The 6,191-nt window shown below is 63.9% G+C and carries 8 protein-coding genes and 4 tRNA genes; 9 read left to right on the top strand and 3 right to left on the bottom strand.

Going from position 1 to position 6,191, the window contains the following annotated elements:
* A partial coding sequence (locus tag AB0L58_RS31815) for a hypothetical protein (protein ID WP_364392487.1) occupies positions 1-211 on the bottom strand: 211 nt, incomplete at its 3' end.
* A gap of 189 nt (positions 212-400) precedes the next feature.
* On the opposite strand from AB0L58_RS31815, the gene AB0L58_RS31810 reads away from it, so the two are divergent.
* The 3 genes from AB0L58_RS31810 to AB0L58_RS31800 all read left to right on the top strand — a co-directional run bounded on the left by AB0L58_RS31810 (position 401) and on the right by AB0L58_RS31800 (position 1,840).
* Complete coding sequence (locus tag AB0L58_RS31810; protein WP_364392611.1) at positions 401-883, top strand: amino-acid N-acetyltransferase; 483 nt, start codon at positions 401-403, stop codon at positions 881-883.
* A gap of 17 nt (positions 884-900) precedes the next feature.
* Complete coding sequence (locus AB0L58_RS31805; RefSeq protein WP_364392485.1) at positions 901-1,185, top strand: YciI family protein; 285 nt, start codon at positions 901-903, stop codon at positions 1,183-1,185.
* A gap of 115 nt (positions 1,186-1,300) precedes the next feature.
* Positions 1,301-1,840, top strand: coding sequence for a hypothetical protein (locus AB0L58_RS31800; protein WP_364392483.1), 540 nt, complete (start codon positions 1,301-1,303; stop codon positions 1,838-1,840).
* Here AB0L58_RS31800 and AB0L58_RS31795 read toward each other — a convergent pair.
* A complete protein-coding gene (locus tag AB0L58_RS31795) occupies positions 1,837-2,838 on the bottom strand; it encodes a TerC family protein (protein ID WP_364392481.1) in 1,002 nt (333 codons plus the stop codon). The two genes, AB0L58_RS31800 and AB0L58_RS31795, sit on opposite strands and share 4 nt — an antisense overlap.
* 132 nt (positions 2,839-2,970) lie before the next feature.
* Here AB0L58_RS31795 and AB0L58_RS31790 point away from each other — a divergent pair, with 132 nt between their 5' ends.
* The 6 genes from AB0L58_RS31790 to AB0L58_RS31765 all read left to right on the top strand — a co-directional run bounded on the left by AB0L58_RS31790 (position 2,971) and on the right by AB0L58_RS31765 (position 4,642).
* Entirely contained in the window at positions 2,971-3,810 is an 840-nt protein-coding gene (locus tag AB0L58_RS31790; RefSeq protein ID WP_364392479.1) for a class I SAM-dependent methyltransferase, read from the top strand.
* A gap of 84 nt (positions 3,811-3,894) precedes the next feature.
* Positions 3,895-4,041, top strand: coding sequence for a hypothetical protein (locus AB0L58_RS31785; protein WP_364392477.1), 147 nt, complete (start codon positions 3,895-3,897; stop codon positions 4,039-4,041).
* A gap of 78 nt (positions 4,042-4,119) precedes the next feature.
* Positions 4,120-4,194: transfer RNA gene (locus tag AB0L58_RS31780), tRNA-Trp, on the top strand.
* A gap of 199 nt (positions 4,195-4,393) precedes the next feature.
* A tRNA-Leu gene (locus tag AB0L58_RS31775) sits at positions 4,394-4,470 on the top strand.
* 23 nt (positions 4,471-4,493) lie between these two features.
* Positions 4,494-4,566 (top strand) — tRNA-Arg (locus tag AB0L58_RS31770).
* Positions 4,567-4,570: 4 nt separating this feature from the next.
* Positions 4,571-4,642 (top strand) — tRNA-Gln (locus tag AB0L58_RS31765).
* A 79-nt stretch (positions 4,643-4,721) separates the two neighbouring features.
* Here AB0L58_RS31765 and AB0L58_RS31760 read toward each other — a convergent pair.
* A complete protein-coding gene (locus tag AB0L58_RS31760; protein WP_364392475.1) occupies positions 4,722-6,146 on the bottom strand; it encodes a carbamoyltransferase N-terminal domain-containing protein in 1,425 nt (474 codons plus the stop codon).
* Positions 6,147-6,191 lie beyond the last annotated feature (45 nt).

The raw sequence follows: 6,191 nt of genomic DNA, 5'->3' as shown, positions 1-6,191 counted from the left end.
GAACAGCCTCCACCTCGCTGGCGCTCAGCTCCGGCGCGTGCGTGCACGACTGTGACACGGCTCGCTCGCTGCGCTCCCGAACAGCCTCCACCTCGCTGGCGCTCAGCTCCGGCGCGTGCGTGCACGACTGTGACACGGCTCGCTCGCTGCGCTCCCGAACAGCCTCCACCTCGCCGGCGCTACACCCATTCACGCGGGCCACAACATCCACCGGCACAAGGCTCGAACGCATGCCGACGCGATGCGGTGAGCGGAGCGGGTGGATGTGCGGCACACGTTCAGAGTATCGGTAACCGGGCCGACTACTGTGCACCCCATGACCTCTCGGGGACCACTTGGTGGTTCGACTAGCGACGCGTATCCGGACGCGGCTGCGGCCGCGCGCAAATCCGTACCCCTCATGCGACGCGCCCGAACCTCCGATGTGCCCCAGATCAAAGCCCTCGTCGATGTCTACGCCGGTCGGATCCTGCTGGAGAAGAACCTGGTCACGCTATACGAGGCGGTGCAGGAATTCTGGGTGGCCGAACTCGACGGCCGGGTGGTCGGCTGCGGTGCGCTGCATGTGCTGTGGGCCGATCTCGGCGAGGTGCGCACGGTTGCAGTGCATCCCGATGTCAAGGGGCACGGTGTCGGGCGGCTGATCGTGGAGCGGCTGGTCACGGTCGCCAGGGACCTCGAACTCGGGCGGCTGTTCGTGCTCACCTTCGAGGTGGACTTCTTCGGCAGGCACGGATTCGTGGAAATCGACGGCACACCGGTGACCGCCGAGGTGTACGCGGAGATGTGCCGGACCTTCGATCCTGGCGTCGCCGAATTCCTCGACCTCAGCTATGTGAAACCGAACACCCTCGGCAATACTCGAATGCTGCTGAACCTCTGACCGGAACGGGATCGATCGTGCCCATCTTCGCCGTGCATTACACCTATTCCGACGCCACCGTCGAGGGGCGAGACACCTTCCGCCCCGAACATCGGGCCTGGCTCAACGGCCTCATCGATGCGGGTTCGCTGCTGACCAGCGGCCCCTACCCGGACGGTTCCGGCGCCCTGCTGCTGTTCCAGGTCGCGGACGAGGCGGCCCTCGAGGAATTGCTGCCGCAGGATCCGTTCGCCCGCGAGAACCTCATCGACGAGGTGCGCGCGGTGGAGTGGCTGCCGGTGATGGGCACCTTCGCTTCCTGACCGATCCGGCGGACCGCCGCGTGTCACCGCTCGACACTCGTCGGTCAGCAAACTTACGGCGACACGCCGCACCAGGTGCAAGCGAATCCGAGCGGACCAACGCAGACTCCCCCGTATGCGCATATCCGTCGCGATTTTCGCGTCGATGTCGGTCGCAGCCCTCGCACTCACCACCTGCTCGACGGCCACCGATTTCGACAGTACGGCAAACTTGACGGTCGGGGATCGCCCGTTGGTGCGGCCGGGTGTGGTCGACCAGTCGAAATACCGCGGTGCCGACGGCTACTACTTCCGGACCGCCGATGGTGGCCTCGCGTGCGGCTTCCTCGACGAGCCGTTCGGAGAGCCGAAACGACCAGTGGGCTGCCAGGGCACGACTCAGCCCACCCCGTCGGCGATGCAAGCCTGCTGGGGCATCGACCCGAGCGCGGCCGCCCTCGCGGTGGGCGAGAGCGCCGGATATCTCTGCGTGAACCGGGGCTACTTCGTCGCACCCGTGTCCGGCGCGGAGGCCGACCAGCAGGTGCTGCCGGTCGGGTCGAGCCTGAGCGTGTACGGCTTCACCTGCCTGGCTCAGCCTGTCGGGGTGAGCTGCCGCAATGACGTGACCGGGCGCGGCTTCGAGATCGCGCCCGAATACAACAGGGTGTTCTAATCGCCGACCCGGCTCTCGGCGGACCGGGCCGCGCCGCGGGTTTGGATCAGGCTCGCCACGGTCGAGATCAGCAGGATGCCGATAATCACACTCAGCGAGACCGGCGTGGAAATCTCCGGCACCTCGACATGCCTACCACCGTTGACGAAAGGCAGGGTGTTCTCGTGCAATGCGTGCAGCACCAGCTTGAAGCCGATGAACGCGAGAATCGCCGAAAGGCCATAAGACAGGTAGACCAGGCGATCCAGCAGGCCGCCGATGAGGAAGTACAGCTGCCGTAAGCCCATGAGCGCGAACGCATTCGCGGTGAACACGAGGTAGGGCTGCTCGGTCAGACCGTAGATGGCGGGAATGGAGTCCAGCGCGAACAGCAGATCGGCGAAGCCGATTGCCAACAGCGCCAACAACAATGGGGTGACCGCACGCCGGCCGTCGATTCGGGTGAGCAGCTTGTCGCCGTCGTATTCGTCGGTGGTCGGGAGCAGCCGTTTGGTCAGCCTCACGATCCGGCTGTCGCGCTTCTCCTCCTGCTCGACCTCGTGTCCGCTCTCGCGCAACAGTTTTACGGCTGTATAGACCAGGAACGCGCCGAATAGATAGAACACCCAGCTGAATGCGCTGATCGCGGCGGCGCCGACGGCAATGAACACACCGCGCATGACCAGCGCCAGCACAATGCCGATCAGCAACACCTTCTGCTGGTAGATCCGCGGCACCGCGAAGCTCGACATGATGATGACGAAGATGAACAGGTTGTCCACGGAGAGCGCCTTCTCGGTGACGAAGCCCGCGTAGTACTCGCCCGCGAAGGTCGAGCCCCACTTCCAGGCGACGAATCCGCCGAACACCAGGGCCAGGCCGATGTAGATCGCCGACCAGCTGCCGGATTCCTTGAAGGTCGGATCGTGTGGTGTACGGACGTGGGCGAAGAAGTCGAAGATGAACAACCCCAGGATCACCGCGATCGTCAGGGTCCACTCCAGTGCGGTTACGTGCATGCGGGCTCCAGGGCGGCAGTGCGTTCCATGACAGCAATCATGCCCGATTTGTCCGTTCTGTCGAGCTAGCGGAATAATTGCTGACATAATTTCACATGCCGGTCCGACATCCGCCGTGTCACCCTCACGAGCATGAGCGACGACTACCGCATCCTGAACAAGGCGAACTGGGACGAGCGCGCACCCGCGCATGCCGCATCGAGCGACTACGCCGTGGCGCGGTTCGTCGCCGATCCGGAATTCCTCAGCGAAGTGGTCCGGTTCGATCTGCCGCTACTCGGTGATATCCGCGGGCTGCGCGGTGTGCACCTGCAATGCCATATCGGCACCGACACCATCTCGCTGGCACGACTCGGCGCACGGATGACCGGACTGGACTTCTCCCCCGTCGCGCTCGCTCAGGCTCGACAGTTGGCCGAAACGACGGGCGCACCGGTCGATTTCATCGAGTCCGAGGTCTGCGACGCGATAACAGCGCTGGGCACAGCGCAATTCGATCTCGTCTTCACCGGCATCGGCGCGCTGTGCTGGATTCCGAGCATGGATCGTTGGGCACGAACCGTCGCCGGTTTGCTCCGGCCCGGTGGGCGGCTGTTCCTGCGTGAAGGACATCCGATGTTGTGGGCCATGGACGAAACCCACACCGACCGACCAACTGTCGGCTATCCCTACTTCGAAATGCCTGAGCCCACGGTGTTTTCGTCTGGAACGACTTATGTCGAGACCGAGACGGAATTCACACATACCGTGACGCACGAGTGGAATCACGGACTGGGCGATGTGGTGACCGCACTTCTCGCGCACGGCATGACCATCACCGGACTGGTGGAGCACCGCAGCGTTCCCTGGGAGGCTTTGCCCGGCCAGATGACGCGCGAGGGGAATGGCGAGTGGCGACTCAGCGAGCATCCCGAACGCCTTCCGCTGACTTACACACTGCAGGCGCGACGACAACTCGCCGGTAGGGAATAAATGGGTTCCTCATCGCGTCTTTCGGTGTTAGCGTTATCTACTACGTAATCGGACCGGTAATCGGAACCACGAAGGGTAAAGGCAATGACCAGCACCAAGGACCAGGGGCTACGCTCCCTCGCCGGTGTCTGGCAATTGCGTTCCGGCACCCGGCGATCGATGTCGCAGCCGCGCCTGACCTGGCCGTTGATGTCCCAGCTGCGCCAGGCGAGTATCCGGAGCCGCCCCTGAGGTCTCGATTCGAGAAGGCCTGAACAGGGGCCGCTCCCGGCGAAATTCTCGCCATGGAGCGGCCCTTTTTCTTGCCCTGCGGATGTAGCTCGACTGGAAGAGCAGCGATCTCCAAAGTCGTGATAGTCGGGGGTTCGAGTCCCTCCATCCGTGCTCATAACTTCACAGTGAATATACGACAGTAGGCATTTCGTATTACCGGATTCGAATAACCTTGCTGCATACCGGTTTTGAGCCCGTGTAGCCCAGCGGACCGAGCTGACCCTTTCGAGCGACCTGCAAGCAGTCGCTATGGCTGTCGTCCGACGACACAGGTCGGCGGTTCGATCCCACCCACGGGTACCAAAATCATTCCCTCGTAGCCCAATTGGCAGAGGCACCGGACTTAGGATCCGGTTGGTGCGAGTTCGAATCTCGTCGAGGGAACCAGCTCGCGCGATCTGCGCGGATCAGCGCTCGTAGCTCAATGGATGGAGCACCTGTTTACGGAGCAGGCGGATGAAGGTTCGAATCCTTCCGAGCGCACCGATGGAGTGTGGTGTAACAGACAGCACGACGGACTTTGACTCCGTGGGTTCAGGTTCGAATCCTGGCACTCCAGCTGCAACAGACCGAGGCTCATGCAGGTTCGCCCCGGGGCTCTCATAAGGCCCTGCCGCGTGGTTCGACTCCACGATGAGCTACCACGTCACGCTGGTATAGCCCCAGTCCCGCTGCGCCGGCCCACGTTCGCGAGTGGTTTGCCGGGCCCGTGCCTGATCGGTGTAGAGATACCCTTCGGACCAGATGTAGCGGGTGCCACCCCAGCGGGCCGCGGCGGACACATCCGGAAAGAACCCGCACCCTTCGGAATTCGCGCTCGTATTGCACAGCACCGGTATACCGCTGATGGCCTCGTACGCCGCCAGAATCCGCGCGGTCGCGCTCTTCGCCGCCGCATCGATGGTCTGCACCCGCGCGGTACCGTCCACCTGCCGTACGGCGGGAATGCGGTCGGCCCAGTCCGGGCGGATCCGGTGCTCGAAGGTCAAGTAGGGATCGCGGCCGCCGGGCCCGAACACCTCCGCCGCCCGTTCCACCCGGCATATCGCCGCCACCGACCGGTCGGCGGCCCGGTGCTTGATGCCGTTGAGCCGGTCTCGCATCGCCGAATCCGTTGCGGGAGCGAGAATGCTGCGGTTGCCGAGAGCGCGCGGTCCGATCTCGGCACGACCCGAAAGCACCACCACCGGTTCACCTTTCCGGTGCAGTAACTCCGCCACGCCCCGCTCGTCACAGAGCTGCCTGCGCCAGTTGTCCGGCACTCCGCATACCCCGACTCGCGGACCGCAGTACACACCCCACCGCAGCGCCGGATTGCGCCCCTTCCGGAACATCTCGCAGCACGCGGCGCCGATGGCCGCACCGGAATCATCGGGAAACGGTGGAACCCAGATCTCTTCGACCATCCCCTGCTCCCGCAACCGCGAGTTCCACTTGATATCGAGCGCGCATTCGCCGGTCACCACGAGTTTCGTTGGCAATGAAGAGTCCTCGCTCGCAAGCGAACCGAGTGGGCTGCCCGAATCCCGGAAAATCGCGACCGGGCGGACCTTTCGTGCCGCCGCCACGACATGGTAGAGCCGTCTGACAGGTGCACTGTCTCCGACCAGCACGAGCGCATCCTCCCCCCGTGCGGCGAACGGACTTGCGCAGTAGCCACCCATGATGTGCTGGTCCACATGGTGATAGCTGACGTATTCGTCGGCGGCGGAACCGAATCCATGGCCACGAAATCGGTGCCGTGCCAGCGGTACAGTGTGTCCGGGTCGATCCTGATGCGGCGCGATGGTGAGTTCGACCGGACGGCCGCCGACCACGGTCGCAATGCGCGCGGGCTCGGTCGAATCCGGTTCCGGCACATAGCCATCCACCACAAACCGGTCGATATCGGTGGGCGCCAATCCCTCCGACCGCAATATTTCGGTGACCTGGTCGAGATCGCCCAGCGTACGGTGCCGCCTACCGTTGTCCAGCTTCTCCATCTCGATGCCGAACACCAGCCGGTCGTCCTCGATAACCGCGACCCCACCGTCGTGCGACACTCTGATTCCGCAGATCACCACGCCGCACCACTGTACCGATGCGGCAGCGGCCCACCGACGGTGAGA

Origin of the sequence: Nocardia sp. NPDC052112, from assembly GCF_040680135.1 — a bacterium.
Classification (GTDB): domain Bacteria; phylum Actinomycetota; class Actinomycetes; order Mycobacteriales; family Mycobacteriaceae; genus Nocardia.
The sequence above is the reverse complement of the archived record's forward strand: the minus strand, read 5'-3'. Positions and strand labels throughout refer to the sequence as shown.